This is a genomic window from Staphylococcus sp. HL28, assembly GCF_021117155.1.
Taxonomy (GTDB): Bacteria; Bacillota; Bacilli; order Staphylococcales; family Staphylococcaceae; genus Staphylococcus; species Staphylococcus warneri.
The window spans coordinates 2,186,883-2,209,909 of sequence record NZ_CP088218.1 but is presented as its reverse complement, the minus strand read 5'-3'; the positions used below and the strand labels follow the sequence as shown (position 1 = coordinate 2,209,909).

Here is a 23,027-nt window from a genome sequence, read left to right as displayed (position 1 = left end):
CTATGAGTAATGTGCATGTATAAGTAAGTAATCAAATACAAAGACGGTCTAATGTACCAAGCTTTTTCATTTCTAGTTAACCTTGCCGGGAGGGACGGGCCCCAAACATAGAGAATTTCGAAAAGAAAATCTACAGGCAATGCAAGTTGGGGATGGACAACGATAAAGAAATACTTTTTCTTTAGAAATTAGTATTTCTTATGCATGAGTTTCACTCATGTATTCCTATTTTAAAGTACACATTAGCTGAGGCTAATGTGTAAGAACCACTACATAATAAATGGTTAGAGGTTCTTTATTATTTCTGTCCCACTCCCAGATAATATAATTGAACGTTCAAAAGTAGTGCGGTAATAAATCAAAGGAGCAGAAAGGTGGGAAGCAATATGAAGAATAAATTTTTAATTTGTGATGAATGTCAGGCTGTAAATATTAAAACATTAAAAAAGAAATTAGAGAAACTTGATCCTGAAGCAGAAATAGAAATTGGTTGTCAGTCATATTGTGGTCCTGGTAGACGAAAAACATTTGCATTTGTGAATAATCGTCCGCTTGCTGCTTTGACTGAAGAAGAATTAATAGAAAAGGTTACGAAACAACTTAAAAAACCTAGAGATCCTGAAGAAGAAGAGCGACTAAGAAAGAGAAATGAAGAACGTAAACGTCGTAAAGAAGAACAAGATCGTAAATTAAAAGAAAAACTAGCTAAGAAAAAAGCAATTAAATAATATAAGAAGAGGTCGGACAAAATCCTGCTATTGGAACGTCATTAAAGGTGGTTCAAATGCACAAAACTTTTGTCAGATCTCTTTTTTGTTATTGTTATAAAAGCGAGTTCCTTATGAATGATTATATTTAATTTAGGGTAAACATTATATATATAATCACTAAAGGAGAGATGTCTAGTATGGCTAAAGAAGTCACTTTAGGTAAATCAGATGTTAAGGTTTTCCCAATTGCATTAGGTACAAATGCAGTTGGTGGACACAACTTATATCCAAATTTAGATGAGGAACAAGGTAAAGAAGTGGTAAGAAAAGCAATTGATCATGGTATTACTTTACTTGATACAGCCTATATATATGGGCCAGAACGTTCTGAAGAATTAGTTGGAGAAGTAGTAAAAGAATACCCAAGAGAACAGGTTAAAATTGCTACAAAAGGATCTCATTATTTCGATGAAGAAGATAATGTACAACAAAATAATGCCCCTGAATTTATTAAGCAACAAGTTGAAAACAGTTTAAAACGTTTACAAACTGATTATATTGACTTGTATTATATTCATTTTCCTGACGATAATACGCCAAAAGATAAAGCTGTCGCTGCTTTACAAGAGTTAAAAGAAGAAGGGAAAATCAAAGCCATTGGTGTATCCAACTTTACATTAGACCAATTGAAAGAGGCCAATAAAGATGGCTATGTAGATGTAGTACAGTTAGAGTATAATTTATTGCATAGAGAAAATGAAGAAGTGATGCAATATGCAGCAGAAAATCAAATTACATTTGTACCATACTTCCCATTAGCTTCTGGTATTCTTGCTGGTAAGTATGATGAAAATACTACATTTGATGACCACCGTGCGACAAGAAGAGACTTTAAACCAGAAGTGTTCAAAGATAACGTGCGTCGTGTTAATCAACTTAAAGATATTGCCGAAGCGCATCAAACTTCGATTGCTAATATCGTTTTAGCATTTTATTTAACTCGTCCTGCATTAGACGTTGTTATTCCTGGAGCTAAACGTGCAGAACAAGTAATTGAAAATATTGATGCAGCTAATGTCGAATTATCTCAAGATGAAATTAATCAAATTGATTCATTATTCCCGATTAATAAATAATATTGAAAGTGATGAAATTATTTGAGTCACTAACCTTTTTAGAAAATTGCCCGTAAAGAAACTAACGCATAGTTTTTTACGGGTATATTTTATAATAGAAATAATTATCTTTGAATAATAAAAATATTTCACTCAATACATACATGAAATTTTTATAAACGGGTAAGGAAAGATATTGAATAAATGAAAGCGTTTCAAATCGAAATGATTTAGGAGGAACAATGAATGATTACGGTATTATTTGGTGGGAGTCGTCCAGAAGGCAATACTGCACAACTCACGCAATATGCTCTAGAAAATATTGAACATCAGTGGTTAGATTTAACAAAATATCAATTGAATCCAGTAAGAGATGTGCGTCATGATAATAAAAATATTGAGTCATATTCTGATGACTATGAACAACTCATACAAACTGTATTAGATAGTGATGTCGTTATCTTTGCGTCACCGGTTTATTGGTACAGTGTATCAGCTTCAATGAAAGCTTTTATTGATCATTGGTCTGAATCGATAGTAGATCCAAGGTATTCAGATTTTAAAGAAGTGATGTCTAAAAAAGAACTTAGATTAATTTTAGTAGGTGGCGATTGTCCGAAAGTAAAAGCTAAACCATGTATTGCTCAAATGAAGTATACATTAGAATTTATTGGTGGCGAATTAGCAGGCTATATCGTTGGCACGGCCGAGAGACCTGGAGACATTATGAAAGACAACTATGCTTTAGAGAGAGCTAAAGAATGGAATAACAAATTTAGTCAAAGCAATTCTTAAGATTGCTTAAATAGATAATGAATTAAGATATCCCCTTTACTATAACTTAATGTATTGGGGGTCTTAATATTTTATGAGTCGTTTCAACAGTAGAGGCATCATTTAATAAAACAGATTTTTAAAAATAATACGTGCTTTCATAAATACTTTTAAAAAATATATAAGTATAAAACGTTTAATTCGCTCTATTAAATGAATAGGATATATATGTGATATAATACATTTATTAATAACTTGGAATTGTTAGGGGAGACATACATGTATAGAGTTAGAGAAGCAACAAGTGCCGATGCGGTAGCAATTAGAGATGTCGCAACAAAGGCTTGGTACAATACGTATTTAAATATTTATGCTGCAAGTACAATAAATGAATTATTAGCAGCTTCATATAATGAAGAACATTTGAAAAAACGCATGCAAGAACAACTATTTTTAGTTGCCGAAGAAGATGAAGAAATTGTTGGCTTTGCCAATTTTATTTATGGAGAAGAATTATATTTATCAGCACATTACGTACATCCTGAATCACAACATAAAGGATATGGTACACATTTATTAGAAAAAGGTTTAGAGGCATTTAAAGGTCAATATGATACGGTTTATTTAGAAGTAGATAATCAAAATGATGAAGGTATTCATTTCTATAAAGAACAAGGGTTTGAAACGATTCGCTCATATCAGCCTGAAATGTACGGTGAAGTTATGAATTTGGCTTTAATGAAAAAGATGTTCTAAGACGTATGTCATAAATATATATCAAAGACAGAGACATTGATGAAAGTCTCACATAAAAAGGAGGTATTACATGACACAATCATCGTATACAACGAGTAAATTAGCAGAGGAAAAGGTATTTAAAGATCCTATACATAGGTATATCCATGTTAAAGACCAATTGATTTGGGATTTAGTTAAGACGAAAGAATTTCAACGATTACGTAGAATTAAGCAACTTGGTACATTATATCTTTCCTTTCATACAGCTGAACATAGTCGTTTTGGTCACTCTTTAGGCGTATATGAAATTGTTCGTCGCATGATAGATGAAACGTTTGAAGGTCGTGACGCATGGGATAACAATGATCGTCCTCTTGCTTTATGTGCTGCATTGTTACACGATTTAGGTCATGGCCCCTTTTCACATAGTTTTGAAAAGATTTTCAATACGGATCACGAAGCATTTACTCAGGCGATTATTACAGGGGACACTGAAGTAAATGAAGTGCTAAGTCGTGTGTCAGATACATTTCCTCAAGAAGTGGCAGATGTGATTAATAAAACACACCACAATAAACTAGTTATTTCTATGATATCGTCTCAAATTGATGCTGATAGAATGGACTATTTACAACGAGATGCGTATTTTACAGGCGTGTCTTATGGTGCGTTTGATATGGAACGTATATTACGATTAATGCGCCCATCAAAAGACGAAGTGTTAATTAAAGAAAGCGGCATGCATGCCGTTGAAAATTTTATCATGAGTCGTTATCAAATGTATTGGCAAATTTATTTCCATCCTGTTAGTCGTGGTGGAGAAGTATTGCTTAATAATTGTTTAAAAAGAGCAAAGCAATTATATAATGAAGGCTATCAATTTAAAAAGTCACCTGAAGATTTTATTCCTTTCTTTGAAGGTACAATGACGATTCAACAATATGTAGATTTAGACGAAGCGGTTGTCTTATATTATTTGAAAAAGTGGATTGATGAAGATGACGAGATTTTAAGTGATTTATCACGTCGTTTTATTAACCGTGATTTATTTAAATATATTCCATTTGATGGTTCGATTATTACCATTTCTGAACTTCAAGAACTATTTGAAGCGGGAGGCATTAATCCAGATTACTATTTCGTAAGTGAGTCATTTTCAGACTTACCTTATGATTATGATAGACCGGGTTCCAATCGTAAACCGATTCATTTATTGAGACGAGATGGTACGATAAGAGAAATTAGTAATCAATCACTAGTGATAAATAGTATTACAGGTATTAATAGAGAAGACTATAAATTGTACTATCCAAAAGAATTGGTTTTAAATATTGAAGATGACATGATTAAAGGCTCTATTATTAATCTATTAAATGAATTAAATTAATGATTTGATAGAATGTGATCGCTCATTTAATATAGTAATCAGTTGAAAATTGTATGAGGAGGTACCGATGGTGACTGAGAAAAAAGGATTTAATTTTAACATCATAAAAAATGACCCATTAGATGGTCATAAAGGTACAAATATTGGTTCAATTAGTTTAGATAATATTGCGCCTGTCTTTATAGATGTTGCGAATCAAGAAGCCTTTGTTGATATAGGTGGTATGCATGCCCGTGCTAAAGTTGAAAAAGGTGTAAAATGGATAACAGATAAATCAGAAGTAGAAGGCGAAGAAGCTAAAGAATACTGGCTATGTTGGGTTACAACTGAAAGAGGCGAAAATGGCCCTTACTATGCCGGTGTAACAGCATGTTACTTATTAGTAAACAAAAGTATAAGACGTGGGTATAAGAGTATGCCAGAACACGTTAATATGATGGACAAATCAATGAAACATCAAATTATTATCGACCATATTGGTGAAGACAATAAAAAAGTATTAAAAACATTTTTACAAAATCACAATGAAGAAATGTGGAATAACTCTACCGAAGAATTGTTTAAGGCTTTGGGATAAACCACAAAAAAAGCTAACCTCGCGATATTAGTATATTATCGTGAGGTTAGTTTTAGTTTATTATATATTGAATTGTTCGACTATGGATTTAGTCACTTGTTGATAGACGACCTGTGTAGTTATATTGTTTTCCTTAGCTATTTGTTTTATTTGATCAAATTCAGGTTTGATTTTAATTAGTTTATTATTTTTAAATGCTAATTTCACAGATATATTGCCATATACCGTTTTAATATTCCTGTTTTCTCTATGCAATATACGACGATTAACTGAATAGCTTCTAACTCCTAATGAAGTGGTATGAGTGAGTAAGTAATCTTCAATACGTGTCTTGTCATTAATATTACAAATAACTGTAATTTGAGTGGCAGGACGATGTTTTTTCATTGTAATTGGTGTATAGAATATATCTAATACACCTTGTTCTAATGCGCCTTCCATAAAATCTCCTAACATTTCTGGTGTCATATCATCAATTTGACATTCTATGATTTGAACTTGATCCGAAACCAATTGTTGGTTGGTTATTTCAAATTGAATAACACGCAATATGTTTGGAAAATCAAAGTCTTTGTTACCTGCTCCATAACCAATATTTAACATTGTATTGGTTGGAAAAGCACCAAATGATGTAGCTAAGCATTTAGCAAAAGCAGCGCCGGTAGGAGTGGTTAATTCGCTTTGAACATCTAAATTTGCAAGTGGTATACCTTTTAGAATTTCAGCAGTGGCTGGTGCAGGAATAGGATAGAGTCCATGTGCGATTTGAATTTTTCCATTACCCGTAGGTATAGGAGAACAATATACGACATCAATATCTAATTGTTCTAAAGCGATGCATCCACCGATAATATCGATAATAGAATCTATAGCACCAACTTCATGAAAATGGACGTCTTCGAATGACATACCGTGTATTTTTGCTTCTGCTTGGCCAATGGTAGTAAAGATAGCTTTGCTACGAGATTTTACTCTAGGTGCTAAATTACTACACTCAATCATCTCAAATATATCGCTTGCCTTACGGTGATGATGAGATTCATCGAAATCAATTTTAAGCGTCATAGCATTAATACCTTGTTTTAATACTTTATTAAAGTGTAATGAGAAATGTTCAAGAGGTAATTTTTTTAATTCATTTTCTATCTCTTTAGGATTCGCACCTATATCTACAAGCGCTGATAATAACATATCTCCAGCTATACCAGCATGGCAATCTAAATACAAAGCATTACTCATATCTTTATCCTCGTTTCTAACTATTTTCTAACATATTAATAATCATTGAAGCATTATAACCAGCACCAAAACCGTTATCAATATTTAAGACACTCGTCCCTGGTGAACAAGAATTAATCATGGCGAGAAGTGTAGAAACGCCGTTTAGATTAGCTCCATAACCAATGCTAGTAGGAACAGCATAAACTGGATGATCGACTAAACCGCCCACAACGCTTGCTAGAGCGCCTTCCATACCTGCGATAACTATAGAAACACGTCCGCTACGAATTTCTTGCATATACTCTAATAGGCGATGTATACCTGATACGCCTACATCATAAAATCGTTTGACTTGTACCCCCATCACTTCGGCAGTTATGGCTGCTTCTTCGGCAATTGGTAAATCCGATGTACCAGCACATAATACTGAAACATAAGATGAGGATTTGGAAATATCTTCAACAGGGGAACTAATCATGTTTGCTGTTTCGTGATATTGTAAATAAGGATGCTTATTTATAATATATTGTGCTTTTTCATTATTTATACGTGTTACAAGTATAGTTTGTTTATCATGAAGTAAACTTATGATTATTTCATGAATTTGTTCTTTCGTTTTACCTTGACCAAAGATAACTTCTGGAAAGCCTTGTCTTTGAGCACGATGTAAATCTATTTTAGCAAAGCCCAATTCATCATAGTGACGTAGTTGTATTTTAGCTTCTTCAATTGTTATATCGTTAGATTGAACTTTTTCTAATATTTGTTCTAGCTTTTTATCATTACTCATAAATTGTCGTCCTTACGGTTATAAATATGAAATGCTTAATTAAATATTTAAAGATGATGTATTGATGACTTCATTCATACTACCAGTACGATAACCTTCTAAATCGATAGTGACATAATCGAATCCTAGCTCTTTAAGTCTTAACGTAATGTTTGTTTTATTTTGTATAACAGTTAATAAGTCATTATCTTCAACTTCTATTCGAGCTATATTTTGATGATAACGAACACGTACATTATTAATGCCAAGATTAAGAATATATTTTTCTGCTTCATTCACTTTATTTACTTTTGAAAAACTTAATGATTCACCATATGGAATTCTTGAAGCTAAGCTACACAAAGCAGGTTTATTCCAAACAGGCAAGTGATGTTGTTGACTTAATTCACGTACTTCAGCTTTATATAAATGTGCTTCTTGTAATACACTTCTCACATGAAACTCGTCTCTAGCTTTTAAACCTGGACGAAAGTCTTCTAAATCATCCATAATCATGCCGTCAAGCACATAATTAAAACCTTCATTCTTTCTAATATCTTCTAATTTGCTATACATTAAGCGTTTGCTATAATACCAACTCTCTGGCGTGTTTTTAACGATATTAGTATCTTTTAATTCAGAGATTTCAGTTTCTAACACACGTAAACCTAAACTTTCACCTAATTCAATGGCTTGATTAAATTCTTCGTTTCTAAAAAGTTCAGATTTCACTACTACTGGGATAACATTGTTTTTTCCTAAAATATCAATTGCTTTTTTGAGTACGAGACTACTATCCACGCCACCAGAAAAGGCAATCACAACATTTTTCATATCTTTCAATAATTGATCTAACTTTTGTTCTTTGTTTTCTACATTAGTCATAGGGTACTCCTCCTTAATTTAATTTGTATTATTCATTTTCAACGTATGGAATCGTTAAAGGGCCTTGAGGCATAACGCCGATAGTTAATGGACGTCCATAGGTCGCTTCTAAATCTTGTAATGTTTTTTCAATATTTCCTGTAGGAATGAGCATTGAATCGGTTAGTTGTTGATCAGTTAACTTTGAATATACATATACATTAGCAAATGTTTGAATGCTTGCTTGTTTTTGAACTTGCCATTGATCAACTTCTGCAAAGTTAGGATCATGAATTAAATCTAATATGCCTTGTGGCGTATCAGCTAGTTTGAAAATTTCTGCAAATTGACCATGATCAGGAAAGCCATCTGCACACTCAGATACCATGATGATATTTCCGTCTTTTTTAACAACTTTGCTAGCAGCACTCATACCTTTAACTGTTTGATATAGGTTTTGATCTAATGGATAGCCTGAATTAGAGGCGATAACAACATCAAATCTATCATCGCACTTAAACATGGCATGCTCTTTTACATATGCACAACCTAATTTATGTGCCTCAAATACCTCTCCCCCAAATGCAGCAGTAATTTCTTTATTTTTATTTAGTGCTACGTTGAGCATAAAATGAGGTTTGCACATTTTATTAACTTCACGAGCCATATTTTGTACAGGATTATCTTCTAAATTACCCCATGTTGAACGTGGGTCTCCAATCATCTGTGCATTATGGAATGTTTGTATGGTTTCGATTCCGGCAATACCAGGCATAATACCCTTAGGCCCACCAGAAAAACCTGCAAAAAAGTGAGGTTCGATAAATCCAGTCACTATTTTAAAATCAGAATCTACATACTCTTTATTTAAATAAACATCACAACCATACTGACTTTCGCCAACTTTTCTTAAGCTTTCTTTCTCATTGCAGTGATTATGAACGATTTTAACGGTATCAACAATGTCTTGACCTAACATACTTATTAGTTCTTCGCGAGTTTGATCTCTATGTGTACCAGTACCATTAATGATAACGAAGTTTTCAAGTGGAACGTGATTGAGTTCATCTATTAACAATGGTACTAAAATGTGATTAGGTGTAGGCCTTGTTATATCACTAATCACAATTGAAACTGTATCTGTACTTTTAACCATATCTTTCAGTGGTTCTGAATTAGTAGGATGTTTTAAAACATGTTTGATAGTTTCCTCTACATTTTTTACAGGTTCAATATTTTGTGGTTCTATAACTGTACTATCACTTGGAACCTCAACTTCTATTTCAGATTTCCCATATAATACGTTTGTTATCAAATTATTCCCCTCCATTGAAGAACAATAGCTCTTGGATTTTCGTGCTTTTATATTAGTTATTATAGTGAAATTATATCATAGGATTTACAATATTTTAATTTATGAAAATATATATCGTGAACATTGATTGATAAATTGTTCAATTAACATAAAAATAAACATTGAATTTTATATACAATATAATATTATTATATATGCAATTGTATTATCGATATTCAATTAAAAAGAGAATAGGGGATGGGTTTATGCAATTCAAATTAAAAGAAGAAGAACTGATTGATTTTTTAGAGTTGAAATTTCCAGAACATAGCTTTGTTAAAGGTAGACTTTTAGTGGGACAACATAAACAAGAAGATTTGCATGTCTATTATTTAGGGGAAGAGACGTTAGCGTGTTTAACCATTGCATTTAAAACATTTGAAATTAAAGATGCTGATATTTTAGATTATGAGCCATTAAAGGAAATTCGTCTTAAAGATGGTTTGCTATTTAGAAAAATGCAAATCATTACTGAAGGTGGCACATTAAAATATGGTACGTCTAAAGCGTTATTAACTGACTTCCAAAATGACAATTACAATCAATTTATTGGTGGTAGTAAGGAAAAAGTGATTTATAAAGATGGTGCCTTTCAATAATTAATAAACGAGGATAAATCGTATTTACTCATAGTTGTGATAATGATAATATAAAAAAAGAAATAAATATCATTATAGAATATGAGGTAAAAAAATGAATAAATTAATATTCATGACAGCACTGATTTTCGGCATCGTATATTTCTATAAGTATCAACTTGAAAAATGTAAATATCAAAGACATATTGTTGACATAGAATCATTAGAAGATGTTGTTGAGTTTAGACAGGATAAAATGAGTGGATAAGCTATTTTTGGCTTATCCACCTTTTTATATTTATTAATAAATTCAATCGTCCAATACTACAAGCAATAGGGCAATTATGCTATAATATCATGTATTATTGTGTAGGATAAGGGAGTAGTAAATTGGAAAATAATGTTAAAATCCAAACGAAACAGATAATTAAACAAAATGGCGAAAAAGAGAAGTTTGATTTTACTACTGAAGGATCATGGCACAAACGTCAATCTCACATCATTAGATATACTGAACATATAGATGATGCCAACGTTAACGTAACCATTAAAATAGAAGAAGATGGCGTGAAATTGATTCGAAAAGGCGATATTAATATGAACTTTCATTTTGTAGAAGGTGCTGAAACAACTACATTTTATGATATACCTGCAGGCCGTATTCCGTTAAATGTTAAAACGTTAAGTATTCTACATTTTGTTACCCCAGATGGTGGTAAACTGAAAGTACATTACGAATTATTTCAAAATGAAGAGAAAATGGGTTCATACCAATACAAAATAAATTACAAGGAGTTAGGCTAATGAACATAATAGAACAAGTCAAACAGACGCTAGTTGAAGAAATTGAAGCAAGTATTAAAAAAGCTGAATTAGCAGATGACATTCCAGAAATTAAAATAGAGATTCCTAAAGATGTAAAAAATGGGGACTATTCAACGAATATTGCAATGGTACTTACTAAAATAGCTAAACGTAATCCACGTGAAATTGCACAAGCCATCGTGGATCATTTAGATGCTAGTAAAGCGCATGTTAAAAATGTAGATATCGCTGGGCCAGGATTTATCAATTTTTATTTAGATAACCAATATTTAACAGATATTATTCCAGAGGCTATTCAAAAAGGCGATCAGTTCGGTAAAGCTGAAGAATCTAAAAATAAAAATATTTTACTTGAATATGTATCAGCTAATCCAACAGGAGACTTGCATATTGGCCATGCGCGTAATGCGGCAGTTGGTGATACATTAGCTAACATTTTAATAGCAGCAGGCTATCATGTAACGCGTGAATATTATATTAATGATGCCGGTAATCAAATTTCAAATCTTGCACGTTCAATTGAAACGCGTTTCTTTGAGTCATTAGGTGATGACAGTCATGAAATGCCAGAAGATGGTTATAATGGTAAAGATATCGTTGAAATCGGTAAAGATTTAGCGGATAAACACCCGGAAATTAAAGACTATAGTGATGACGAACGTCTGAAGACATTTAGACAACTTGGTGTTGATTATGAAATGTCTAAATTGAAGAAAGATTTATCAGACTTCAATACACATTTTGATAATTGGTTTAGTGAAACGTCTCTATATGAAAAAGGCGAAATTAAAGAAGTATTAGCTAAAATGAATGAATTAGGTTACACATATGAAGCGGATGGTGCAACTTGGTTGCGTACATCAGATTTTAAAGATGACAAAGACAGAGTATTAATCAAAAAAGATGGCAATTACACTTATTTCTTACCAGACATCGCTTATCATTTTGATAAAGTACAACGTGGTAATGATATTTTAATTGATTTAATGGGTGCTGACCATCACGGTTATATCAACCGTTTGAAAGCGTCTCTTGAAACATTTGGAGTAGATAGTGATCGTTTAGAAATTCAAATTATGCAAATGGTACGTCTAATGCAAAATGGCGAAGAAGTAAAAATGAGTAAACGTACAGGTAATGCCATTACATTACGTGAAATTATGGATGAAGTCGGTGTCGATGCGGCACGTTATTTCTTAACAATGCGTAGTCCTGATACACATTTTGATTTTGATATGGAATTAGCGAAAGAACAATCGCAAGATAACCCAGTTTATTATGCACAATATGGTCATGCACGTATTTGTTCTATCTTAAAACAAGCTAAAGAACAAGGTATAGACATTAGTACGGACGTTGATTTTTCAAAAATCACTAATGAAAAAGCAATTGAATTATTGAAAAAAGTGGCAGAGTTTGAACCAACAATTGAAAGTGCAGCAGACTCAAGAGCACCACATCGTATGACAAATTATATTCAAGATTTAGCGTCACACTTCCATAAATTCTATAACGCTGAAAAAGTATTAACAGATGATATTGAAAAAACAAAAGCTCACATTGCGCTTGTAGAAGCAGTAAGAATTACTTTAAACAATGCATTAGCATTAGTTGGCGTATCTGCACCAGAGTCAATGTAATTTAAAATGTGATTAAACCCTTATAGCTACTACGGTTATAAGGGTGTTTTTATGACTATGTAAAAGGGGAATATTTTGTTACAAACAGAAGAATTATATAACATTTTATATCAAAACATGGGACCTCAACATTGGTGGCCTGCAGACAGTAACATTGAAATGATGTTAGGAGCGATACTTGTTCAAAACACCAATTGGAGAAATGCCGATTTAGCTTTACAATCATTAAAAGCAGCAACGGATTTTAACCCGAAATATATATTAAATATGCCATTAGAAGACTTACAAATGGTGATTAAATCTAGTGGTTTCTATAAAAATAAGGCTAAAGCGATTCATGCATTGTTCTCATGGTTAGATCAACATCATTTTGATTATAATGGTATTGTTACACAATACAGGGATGATCTTAGAAAAGAATTATTAAGTATACGTGGCATTGGCAGTGAAACAGCGGATGTATTGATCGTTTATATTTTTGGTGGGGTAGAGTTTATTCCGGATAGTTACACGAGACGATTATATGCCAAACTCGGTTATGCGAATACAGATAGTTACGATAAATTTAAAAAAGAAATACAATTACCTTCAACATTTAACAATCAAGATGCGAATGAATTCCACGCATTGTTAGATAACTTCGGTAAAAATTACTTTAATATTAAGAATGGTACACATTATACATTTTTAGATTCTTATTTTGAATCATCTGTCAATGATTAGATGACCAAAATGTATTAGTTCTTTTATAGTAATTATATTTTTAAATTAATTGAAAAATTGTAGTCATATTGAATGATAATTGATAAATTATATAATAGATATTGAAATAATTTTTTGTGACAGGGGGTATAAAATGTTAAGGTCTTATAAAACGTTTTGGCAAAAGGCAATGATATTAGAGGGCCGAACACGAAGAAAAGATTTTTGGTGGCCGGTTTTAATTAACATGATTTGTTTATTATTGATTGCGATTATTGCATCGTTAATATTAGTACCACTTCAGCATGGGAAAATCATTTATGACATTGTCTTTTATATCGTGTATCTCATTTTTACAGTACCGATGTTTACAATTTCTGTAAGACGATTTCACGATATTGGAAAAGGTAAAACGATACCCGTCATCTATTTAGTATTAACCCTTTTAAATCCGATAAATCAAATGGCAAATGACTATGGATGGTTTTCTCAACTAGAGCATTTAAATATTGTTGTCATCATTGTATTAGCAATTATGGCAATTATATTTGCCATTGGAAGTATTGTTATTTCAATTATGGCATTAGTGTATTGTGTTCAAGACAGTGAAAAAGACACGAACCAATATGGACCAAATCCTAAAGAACATGACAATTTAGAAAAGGGGTCATAAAATGGTAGAAGCTTATAAAAAGTTTTGGCAAAATGCATTGGTATTAGAAGGTAGAACACGAAGAAAAGACTTTTGGTGGCCTTTACTTATCAATATGATTTTATTATCGATTGTAGAAGGGGTATTTGATTATTTATCTAAAGTAACCGGGCATTTTGGTATCGTTTTTGGATTAATAGAGTGCATCATTGCTATTGTTATTAATATTGCCCTGTTCTCATTATCAGTGAGACGATTTCATGATGTAGGTAGAAGTAAGACGATACCTATGATTATGCTTGTGATATCACTATTATCTATAGTTAATTCTATTTTTGAAATGTTTAACTTTGATAGCATAATTGCTATTAATAATAATATTTTAGTTGGTGCTATGGAAATCATTGCAATTATATTCGGTATTTTTTACATAGCATTATGTTTAATTTGTTTAGCTTATTGTGTTCAAGACAGTGAAAAAGGCACGAACCAATACGGACTAAATCCTAAAGAACACATGAATGAAGTATAAAAGTTATAATATTAAATTCAATCTACTGCATTACAAGCTTGTCTACTTGTAGTGCAGTTTTTATTTTGTAAGGCTTAATGACGCAAATGGGTTAAATTGACATGATATATGGGAATAGATATGATAAATGAATTAATACATGAAAAGTCGCAAATACAAAGGGGATGTCTGAGTGCCGAGTAAACAACGTGATTTTACGCATGGCAATATATTCAAAGGATTGGTTTTATTTTCAGGTCCCATCATGTTAACCAATCTACTTCAAACGTCGTTTCAAATTATAGATAGTTTATGGGTTGGGAATTTATTAGGGGCTCACGCACTAGGCGCTGTGGCGATTTCTACTACTATTTTAATAACGATACTTTCATTTATTTTAGGTTTAAATAATGCAGTTTTAACGATATTATCTCAATATTACGGTAAAAAGGATTATAAAGGTCTTAAGCAATATTTAAATGCATTTGTTGTTGTAATGACGTCGATGGCATTGTTATTTGGTGTGATTGGATTCATATTTTCAAAACACTTACTATTATTAATCGGTACGCCAACTACTTTATTAGGACAAGCAACGACATATTTACAAATTAGTTTTTTAGGTATTTTATTCTTATTTGGTTATAACTTTGTAAATACGGTATCTCGTGCACTTGGAGATAGTAAGACACCTATGCGTATTGTATTTTTAGCAGTCGTACTTAATGCAATTTTAGCACCATTATTTATTGGTGTTTTTCAATTAGGTATGGTTGGTGCCGCATTATCGACGGTCGTATCACAAGGCCTAGCTTTTCTGTACAGTTTATATCATTCACTTAAGCATCAACTTATTCCTTTTACAGTCCCTAAACTGCCTCAAAAAGATGAAGTCATCTTAATTTTGAAATTAGGTATACCCGCAGGCTTACAGATGGCAGTCATTCAAGGTGGCAATGCCGCTATCCTTAGTGTGGTTACCCAATTTGGTGGTGATACTGTAGCAGGATTTAGTGCTTCTCAAAGATTAGACAGTTTAATTATGTTACCGGCAATGGCGCTCGGAACTGCAGTGAATAGTATGGCAGGTCAGAACATTGGTGTCGGTAATTGGAAGAGAGTACGTCAAATAGCGAAAGTATCAGCATTATATAATTTTGCTATTATGATTACCATTGCTTTAGTCGTAATGATAGTAGCAGAATTTGCTATTAAATTCTTTATTCAGGATAAACAAGCTGTAGATTTTGGTAGTCACTATTTACGTATTGTAGCGCTTTGCTATCCATTTTTAGGATTGAATTTTGTATTAAATGGTATCGTAAGGGCGTCTGGAGCAATGTACCAAGTGTTAGTGTTAAATATTATTTCATTTTGGATACTACGTTTTCCATTAACAGAGGTATTCTCAAAAATGTTTGGACAAACAGGTATTGGTATGGGCATGGGTATAGGTTTTATCATAAGTAGTTTATTTGCATTTGCCTATTATCAATTTGGGAAATGGGACCAAAAAGTTATACTTGAAGATAATGATTAGAAAAATTTAAAAGAATAACATGAAAAGATCAATTTGCATACTGTGAATATCCTATTACTATAAAGCATAGTGATGGGATATTTTTATTAAAAAATTTAAAATGATCAAAAAAGCTAATGAAAAATATGTGGAATTTGATATGATAAAATGAAGTAATATACATATTAAAATAAAAATGAATGGAATGAGCAAACATGAAACGTAATTTCTGGTTATTGATTATGTCATTAGTAATCATTCTTGTAGGATGCAGCCAAAATGATCAACATCAATCAGACAAAGATTCTAAAGATCAAGCTAATACAGGTAAAACGCCGTATCACCGCATTGTTTCATTGATGCCAAGTAACACTGAAATTTTATATGAACTTGGACTTGGAAATCGTATTGTGGGTGTTTCTACTGTCGATGACTATCCTAAAAATGTTAAAAAAGGGAAAAAGCAATTTGATGCGATGAATTTGAATAAAGAAGCCTTATTAAAGGCAAAACCTGATTTAATATTAGCGCATGAATCTCAAAAATCATCTTCTGGAAAGGTTTTAGATGCTCTGAAAAAAGAGGGTGTTAAAGTCGTTTACGTTAAAGATGCACAATCACTTAAAGAAACATATGAAACGTTTAAATCAATCGGGAAGTTAACGCATCGTGAAAAACAGGCAAATCAATTAGTAAAAGAAACTAAAGATAATGTCGACAAAGTGGTTCAATCAATTCCGAAACATCAAAAGTCACCAAAAGTATTTATGGAAGTATCATCTCAACCAGAGATATATACTGCCGGTAAACATACATTCTTTGATGATATGTTAAAACAATTAGATGCTAAAAATAGCTTTGAAGATATTGATGGTTGGAAATCAGTCAGTAAAGAAAGCATCGTCAAACACAATCCAGATATTTTGATATCTACGGAAGGAAAGTCACAGACTGAATATGAAAAAATCATTGGAAAACGTGGTGGCTTTGATAAAACGAATGCTGTGAAACATCATCGTATTGCAACAGTTAATGGTGATGAAATCTCACGTCCAGGTCCAAGAATAGACGACGGTTTAAAAGAACTAAGAGATGCTATTTATAAAAAATAACGATTTCTAAAAGTACTAGTACACATGATACAGATCTAAAATGAACGATATCAGTTAGCTATGTTCAATGTGAGTCTAGTACTTTTTTGATTTAAATTTTGTTATGATGGGCACAATAATGAAAATGTAATTAGAAAAGAGCGTATTATGAAAAAGATAAAGGTTATTTTAATTTGGACATTGATTTTAATTGTTACCATTTTAATGAGTTTGATGTGGCAAATTGGTGATCTGTCTGATCCATTTAACCAAACGATTTTATTGAAAGTAAGACTACCTAGGTTGTTAGAAGCTCTGCTTGCCGGGGCGACATTAACATTAGCTGGACAAATGTTTCAGAAGGTACTCAATAATCCGCTTGCAGATAGTTTTACATTGGGTTTAGCGAGTGGTGCTACCTTTGGCTCAGGATTAGCTTTATTTTTAGGGTTGAGTTTTTTATGGATCCCATTCTTTTCAATAGGGTTTAGCCTTATAACGCTAATTATTGTATTAAGTTTAACGATGGCGTTATCCACGGGTTATCCTGTCCGTGTATTGATTCTACTTGGGTTAATGATAGGGGCATTATTTAATGCTTTATTATATATATTGATATTGATAAAACCACAGAAGTTAAATACTGTGGCGAATTATTTATTTGGCGGCTTTGCTTCTGCAGAAGTTGAAAATGTTATCATGATAGCCATTGTATTGGCATTTGCAGTTATGGGTCTAGGACTATTATTACGTCCAATTAAATTATTGCAACTAGGTGAGTTGAAAGGGCAATCATTAGGTTTAAATGTACAACGTATGACCTTTATGGTACTTACCATAGCCTCTATTATGACAGCCGTTGTAGTAGCTTATGTAGGCATTATCGGCTTTATTGGCATGATTGTCCCTCAATTGATTCGACGTTATTATTGGCGTTTTGAGCTAGGAATGCAAATGGTTTTAAATATCATCATTGGTGCAATAGTGATGGCGTTAGCTGATTTTATAGGTAGTGTTGTGATACATCCAATACAAGTACCGGCTAGTATTATTATGTCATTATTAGGTATTCCGGTATTATGTTATATTCTATTATCACAATCTAAAATATTACGCTAATGTCATTCATTTGCTAAAATAAGAATTAATAAACGATGAAGAGGTTAAAAAGATGGATTTGAGTCATATAAAAGCAATTGTATTTGATTTAGAAGGCACATTGCTGGATAGAGTGAAATCACGCGAGAAATTTATTGAAGAACAATATGAAAGATTTCATGATTATTTTGTACATGTACAATTAGCTGATTTTAAGAATAAGTTCATTGAGTTAGATGACGATGAAGACAATGACAAGCCAGATTTATATAAAGCTATTATTAAACAATTTCACATCGATCGCTTAACCTGGAAAGATCTATTTAATGATTTTGAAATGCATTTTTATCGTTATGTATTTCCATATTATGACACGTTATATACACTAGAACGATTATCTAAAGCAGATTATCTTATTGGGGTCATTGCTAATGGTAAATCTAAAATCAAACAATTTAGACTACACTCATTAGGTATCATGCATGTCATTAATTACTTATCAACATCTGAAACTGTAGGTTTTCGTAAACCACATCCAAAGATATTTGAGGATATGATTGATCAATTAGATGTCAAAGCAGATGAAATTATGTACGTTGGAGACGATGCTTTAAACGATGTTGCACCAGCACGTGCAATGGGAATGGTAAGTGTTTGGTTCAAACAAGAAGATGCAGAAATAGAACCGCTCGAAGAGGAAGTTGATTTTACCATTACAACGATCGAAGAATTACTGGATATTTTGCCGAAGAATTTTAATTTAGAAGGAGAACGATCTAATGGATTTATTTACTAGAAATGATGGTACATCACTACATTACAATACATTAGGTGAAGGATACCCAGTTGTATTGATTCACACGGCTTACGATAATTATACGGTATTTAATGACGTAGCTAAAAAGTTAGCGAAGTCATTCCAAGTAGTACTCATTGATTTAAGAGGACATGGCTATTCTGACAAACCGAGACATATTGCATTCCAAGAATTTGCAGATGATATTATCGCATTACTAGACTTTATATATATCGATCAAGCCGCATTTATTGGACATGAAATGGCTGCCATGATTATTGCAGATTTATCTGTAAGATATCCTGACTATGTATCTTCATTAACATTTGTTAATCCAACGTCAGTTGAAGGAGAGCTACCAGAAGAGCGTTTGTTTAGAAAATATGCCCATACCATTCGTAACTGGGATGATGAAAAACAATCGAAATTCTTAAATGATAAAAAATATTACAAACCACGTAAAATGAACAAGTTTTTAAAACATGTTGAAGATACAAATTCGATTTCAACTAAAGAAGAAATTCAAGCAATAGAAGATGTATTTAAAGCAACAGGTATCTCCGATGTATTTTCCAAAGTAGCAGCGCCTACATTAATTATTGCAGGAGAATATGGCGAAAGAACGACAACACTTGAAGCTAAAGAAGTTGTAGATTTAATCGAACATGGTGACTTTTTAGTATATAATACTTCAAGTTTATATCCATTTGTAGAAGAAGAACAACGATTTATTGAGGATGTGACGCAATTTATTACTGACCATTGCCCAATTAGAAAAAATCATAATTAATGATTGAGGTTTGATAGATAACTACGACTTAAGTATTAAAATTTGTAACATTTTTGTAATGATGTTGTCATATTAGTAATATTTGTAGTATACTATGATTAAGCACAAGAAAGAGATATTGATATAAAGGAGAGAGTGCTTATGAAAAAGTTAATGGCATCATTACTTGTTTCAGGTCTAGTTGTCACAGGAGTAAACGTTAATCACGTTGAAGCAGCAACTGGTAATTCAATTCAAACAGTTCAACAAATCACACAAGGTGATCAATCATTAGAAAATGTAAAATTAGGCGAATCAATGCAAAGCGTCTTAGGTAAATATAGCAATCCTATTTATTCTTATAATGAAAATGGTTCTGAACATTACTATGAATTTAGAACAAATAAAGGTGTATTATTAGTAACAGCAGATGGGAAAAAAGATAGAGGTCATGTGACACGTGTATCTATGACTTATAATAAAGCAAATGGACCTACATATAATGCAGTTAAACGTAGTGTAAGTCCAAATGCTTCAAGTCGTGTCCACTATAATCATGTCACTGGTAACTTTGGATATATCAAAGATAAAAATGCTAGCTATCAATTTAGTTCAAATTCACCTAAAGATAAAAATGTTAAACTTTATAGAGTAGATTTAGGTCAATAATAAGTCATCAATAATTTTAAATATGAATAGCCGACAAACTGATGTTGAGTTACTTTTTTAAGTCTCTCAAAATGTTTGTCGGTTATTTTGTGTGTAAATGATTGATTTCAAGATTGAATCATTTTATAGGATAAAGATTTATTTTTGATATAAAATAAAATGAAGGTTGAAGAAATGGCAATTCAATTATGTTACAATGCTATATTGATAGATAGAAAAAAGTAATTATGATGAATTTCGAAAGTAAAATACGGATAGAAAATGAACGCCGTAGTTGAAGTTACGATTAACAAAGCATCTAGAAAGCGTAATTAAAGGAGCTTAACATGAGGACAAATGATAAAGTACTACTCGAAAATATTAATGACTACTTTAGTCATAAGGGAATGTCGCCAAACCTTATAGATGATATTAAAGAAAAGTTTCGTATAGATATTCAAAAGTCTGAAGCAAAAGATCAAGATTACATAGAGTATAGAGAAAAATCGCCAGCACAAATTATTTTAATTATACAACGGAATCTATTTGCACTCGAACTAAATCCTATCATCTTTTTTATTATTAATTTTATTTTGATTTCATATTTATATGACAAGCAATATGTGCAATTTCAAGCGATTACAGGTATTAGTTTGTTTTATTGCATAGTGATTTTTCCAATATCCATATTGATTTATCATCGAATCAATAAAAAGAATTATCTGTACAGTAACCGATACGAAATGATAGGCGGTTTTGTAATCGCTGCAATAGCGTTGGTACTTATTATTATGCAAGGATTCCATTTTAATTGGTCGATTATACCTATATCCATGTATGGTCATCAATTTGTTTTCTTTGTTGGTATTATTTTATGTATTGCAGGAATCTATTTAAAAAAATTAGAGTTTACTGGATTAGGATTGTTAGTTTGTCAAAAAACGATTGATGCAATGGTAGCCAATCCAGATATTGCTCAAATATTCTCATTAGTTATTTGGATTTTATTAGTGATATTAATTATTTACTGTACAATTAAATTATCAGAGCGAACAAAAAGTTAATAGTGTTGAAAGTAGGTCTTCATTTGATTTTCAAATGGAGACTTTTTATATTGTAAAATCATTCTTTTTCTTTAGAAATTAGAATGACTTACACATATACTAAATATTCTTTTATCAACGAAATAACACTATTTTAGTCATCCTTGCGGGGGTAACACTAAGAAATTAGAAATTTCAGAGTTACACCCTAAGAAGTTCTAAGCAATTTCTTGCAAAAAGGTAGGAACGCCTCAGCTGAAGCTCATGACACGCAGTAGATGACTGATATCAATGGACGTTACACTAATTGATATCTAGTCATACTTGCGGGGGTAACACTAAGAAATTAAAAATTTCAGAATTACGCCCTAAGAAGTTCTAAGCAATTTCTTGCAAAAAGGTAGGAACGCCTGAGCTGAAGCTCATGACACGCAGTAGATGACTGATATCAATGGACGTTACACTAATTGATATCTAGTCATACTTGCGGGGGTAACACTAAGAAATTAAAAATTTCAGAATTACGCCCTAAGAAGTTCTAAGCAATTTCTTGCTAAGAACTTCTAAATATTGGCGTAAAGATATTTTCAAGTGGGTATAGTACATACTAAAGGGAGGTGCCACTATGGACAAAATTCAATTAGGCAATGGTATTGAAATTGCTTATCGTGATGTAGGGCAAGGCATTCCCATCGTATTAATTCATGGATTAGATGGCAACTTAGCAGCATTTAAACAATTATCACAACAGTTAAGTGATCGCTATAGAGTCATAACTTATGATGTACGTGGTCATGGGAAATCATCGAGATGTGAGGCTTTTGATTTAGAAGATCATATCGAAGATTTATATATATTAATGGAGAGATTAAATATAAGTTCTGCACATATTTTAGGACATGATATGGGTGGATTGATCGGTAAAAGATTTACTGAAAAATATCCATTTAAGACCATTTCACTAACTGCAGTCGCTTCAAAAAGAGAAGATATTACTCACGGATTCACTAAATTAATGGTAGAACACCAAGATTTAGTTGCAGGATTTAACAAATCCGAGGCAGTTCTTTTACTTTTTCCTATTTTATTTAAAGAGCAAGACAATACTATGAGATGGTTTCAAGATCAAAGAATGTATTATAGGCAATCATCAGAAGAAAGTGCTATCGCTATAAGAGCACTAATCTCTTATAATGCACAGGAACAAGAAGAACGTCCTTTGGTTAATGTACCAACTTTAATCATTAATGGATTTTATGATCCTTTAATTAAGGATAAAAATAATTATTGTGTAGACGATCATTTTGAAAATATTACTAAAATGGTATTTAATGATTCAGGTCATGCTCCACACATCGAAGAACCAGAAAAATTTGTAAAAGTATATACGGACTTTATTAGTTCAATTGAACATTGGATTGAAAGATAACGACTTATTAAAAAAGGGATTTTATCACACGTGTTAATTACACGAGGATAAAATCCCTTTTGATTTCAGACACGTTATATTTTTTTAAAATCTATTCATCATTAAAAAATACCTATCTTATAAAAGATAGGTATGAGATGGGTAGATATTTACATTCAAATCTATTAAGTTGTTAGCTTAACTGTTTATATCTATCTATCTCGTTTGAAACATCCTC

General features: G+C 32.0%; 25 protein-coding genes. 21 read left to right on the top strand and 4 right to left on the bottom strand.

What is annotated here, in order from left to right; translation table 11 throughout:
* The first annotated feature begins 386 nt into the window (after positions 1 to 386).
* From LPC11_RS10825 to LPC11_RS10800, 6 genes are all read left to right on the top strand, one after another.
* The gene (locus tag LPC11_RS10825) at positions 387 to 728 is read left to right on the top strand and encodes a YuzB family protein (RefSeq protein WP_023374689.1); all 342 of its coding nucleotides are present in this window, start codon (positions 387 to 389) and stop codon (positions 726 to 728) included.
* Positions 729 to 907: 179 nt separating this feature from the next.
* Complete coding sequence (locus LPC11_RS10820) at positions 908 to 1,846, top strand: aldo/keto reductase (protein ID WP_023374690.1); 939 nt, start codon at positions 908 to 910, stop codon at positions 1,844 to 1,846.
* Between the two features lie 225 nt (positions 1,847 to 2,071).
* Entirely contained in the window at positions 2,072 to 2,620 is a 549-nt protein-coding gene (locus LPC11_RS10815; RefSeq protein WP_023374691.1) for a flavodoxin family protein, read from the top strand.
* Between the two features lie 258 nt (positions 2,621 to 2,878).
* Positions 2,879 to 3,355, top strand: coding sequence for a GNAT family N-acetyltransferase (locus LPC11_RS10810; protein WP_023374692.1), 477 nt, complete (start codon positions 2,879 to 2,881; stop codon positions 3,353 to 3,355).
* A 70-nt stretch (positions 3,356 to 3,425) separates the two neighbouring features.
* Positions 3,426 to 4,724, top strand: a complete 1,299-nt coding sequence (locus LPC11_RS10805; protein ID WP_002451071.1) for an HD domain-containing protein — start codon at positions 3,426 to 3,428, stop codon at positions 4,722 to 4,724.
* Positions 4,725 to 4,791: 67 nt separating this feature from the next.
* Positions 4,792 to 5,301: a YwhD family protein gene (locus LPC11_RS10800; RefSeq protein WP_023374693.1), complete on the top strand. Its 510-nt coding sequence runs from the start codon at positions 4,792 to 4,794 to the stop codon at positions 5,299 to 5,301.
* Between the two features lie 60 nt (positions 5,302 to 5,361).
* On the opposite strand, the gene larC is transcribed toward LPC11_RS10800, so the two are convergent.
* The 4 genes from larC to larA are packed head-to-tail and all read right to left on the bottom strand — an operon-like array spanning position 5,362 to position 9,470.
* Positions 5,362 to 6,540: a nickel pincer cofactor biosynthesis protein LarC gene (gene larC / locus LPC11_RS10795; protein WP_107566456.1), complete on the bottom strand. Its 1,179-nt coding sequence runs from the start codon at positions 6,538 to 6,540 to the stop codon at positions 5,362 to 5,364.
* A 16-nt stretch (positions 6,541 to 6,556) separates the two neighbouring features.
* Positions 6,557 to 7,312, bottom strand: a complete 756-nt coding sequence (gene larB, locus LPC11_RS10790; RefSeq protein ID WP_107566455.1) for a nickel pincer cofactor biosynthesis protein LarB — start codon at positions 7,310 to 7,312, stop codon at positions 6,557 to 6,559.
* Positions 7,313 to 7,351: 39 nt separating this feature from the next.
* A complete protein-coding gene (gene larE, locus LPC11_RS10785; protein WP_023374696.1) occupies positions 7,352 to 8,176 on the bottom strand; it encodes an ATP-dependent sacrificial sulfur transferase LarE in 825 nt (274 codons plus the stop codon).
* 28 nt (positions 8,177 to 8,204) lie between these two features.
* Entirely contained in the window at positions 8,205 to 9,470 is a 1,266-nt protein-coding gene (gene larA / locus LPC11_RS10780; RefSeq protein ID WP_041613846.1) for a nickel-dependent lactate racemase, read from the bottom strand.
* Between the two features lie 245 nt (positions 9,471 to 9,715).
* Here larA and LPC11_RS10775 point away from each other — a divergent pair, with 245 nt between their 5' ends.
* The 15 genes from LPC11_RS10775 to LPC11_RS10705 all read left to right on the top strand — a co-directional run bounded on the left by LPC11_RS10775 (position 9,716) and on the right by LPC11_RS10705 (position 22,810).
* On the top strand, positions 9,716 to 10,108 hold the full coding sequence (locus LPC11_RS10775; RefSeq protein WP_023374698.1) for a hypothetical protein: 393 nt from the start codon (positions 9,716 to 9,718) through the stop codon (positions 10,106 to 10,108).
* 94 nt (positions 10,109 to 10,202) lie between these two features.
* Positions 10,203 to 10,355, top strand: coding sequence for a hypothetical protein (locus LPC11_RS10770; RefSeq protein WP_164967143.1), 153 nt, complete (start codon positions 10,203 to 10,205; stop codon positions 10,353 to 10,355).
* Between the two features lie 122 nt (positions 10,356 to 10,477).
* Positions 10,478 to 10,891: a YwiB family protein gene (locus tag LPC11_RS10765; RefSeq protein WP_231307269.1), complete on the top strand. Its 414-nt coding sequence runs from the start codon at positions 10,478 to 10,480 to the stop codon at positions 10,889 to 10,891.
* Positions 10,891 to 12,552, top strand: a complete 1,662-nt coding sequence (argS, locus tag LPC11_RS10760; protein WP_023374699.1) for an arginine--tRNA ligase — start codon at positions 10,891 to 10,893, stop codon at positions 12,550 to 12,552. Before LPC11_RS10765 ends, argS begins: the two co-directional genes overlap by 1 nt.
* Before the next feature lie 75 nt (positions 12,553 to 12,627).
* Entirely contained in the window at positions 12,628 to 13,275 is a 648-nt protein-coding gene (locus tag LPC11_RS10755; protein ID WP_041613848.1) for an endonuclease III domain-containing protein, read from the top strand.
* A gap of 133 nt (positions 13,276 to 13,408) precedes the next feature.
* Positions 13,409 to 13,927 (top strand): DUF805 domain-containing protein, encoded by a 519-nt coding sequence (locus LPC11_RS10750; protein ID WP_023374701.1) that lies wholly within the window; start codon positions 13,409 to 13,411, stop codon positions 13,925 to 13,927.
* A 1-nt stretch (position 13,928) separates the two neighbouring features.
* Positions 13,929 to 14,438, top strand: a complete 510-nt coding sequence (locus LPC11_RS10745; protein WP_023374702.1) for a DUF805 domain-containing protein — start codon at positions 13,929 to 13,931, stop codon at positions 14,436 to 14,438.
* A gap of 172 nt (positions 14,439 to 14,610) precedes the next feature.
* The gene (locus LPC11_RS10740; protein WP_023374703.1) at positions 14,611 to 15,957 is read left to right on the top strand and encodes an MATE family efflux transporter; all 1,347 of its coding nucleotides are present in this window, start codon (positions 14,611 to 14,613) and stop codon (positions 15,955 to 15,957) included.
* 194 nt (positions 15,958 to 16,151) lie between these two features.
* Positions 16,152 to 17,048, top strand: coding sequence for an ABC transporter substrate-binding protein (locus LPC11_RS10735; RefSeq protein ID WP_231307268.1), 897 nt, complete (start codon positions 16,152 to 16,154; stop codon positions 17,046 to 17,048).
* Between the two features lie 147 nt (positions 17,049 to 17,195).
* Positions 17,196 to 18,146, top strand: coding sequence for a FecCD family ABC transporter permease (locus LPC11_RS10730; RefSeq protein WP_231307267.1), 951 nt, complete (start codon positions 17,196 to 17,198; stop codon positions 18,144 to 18,146).
* Positions 18,147 to 18,198: 52 nt separating this feature from the next.
* Positions 18,199 to 18,921 carry an HAD family hydrolase gene (locus LPC11_RS10725; RefSeq protein WP_002451060.1) on the top strand — a complete coding sequence of 241 codons (723 nt, stop codon included), beginning with the start codon at positions 18,199 to 18,201 and terminating at the stop codon, positions 18,919 to 18,921.
* Entirely contained in the window at positions 18,905 to 19,711 is an 807-nt protein-coding gene (locus LPC11_RS10720) for an alpha/beta fold hydrolase (RefSeq protein WP_023374706.1), read from the top strand. Before LPC11_RS10725 ends, LPC11_RS10720 begins: the two co-directional genes overlap by 17 nt.
* A 141-nt stretch (positions 19,712 to 19,852) precedes the next feature.
* Complete coding sequence (locus LPC11_RS10715; protein WP_023374707.1) at positions 19,853 to 20,359, top strand: SA0570 family protein; 507 nt, start codon at positions 19,853 to 19,855, stop codon at positions 20,357 to 20,359.
* Positions 20,360 to 20,685: 326 nt separating this feature from the next.
* Positions 20,686 to 21,402 carry a hypothetical protein gene (locus LPC11_RS10710; protein ID WP_023374708.1) on the top strand — a complete coding sequence of 239 codons (717 nt, stop codon included), beginning with the start codon at positions 20,686 to 20,688 and terminating at the stop codon, positions 21,400 to 21,402.
* Between the two features lie 604 nt (positions 21,403 to 22,006).
* A complete protein-coding gene (locus tag LPC11_RS10705) occupies positions 22,007 to 22,810 on the top strand; it encodes an alpha/beta fold hydrolase (RefSeq protein WP_023374709.1) in 804 nt (267 codons plus the stop codon).
* Positions 22,811 to 23,027 lie beyond the last annotated feature (217 nt).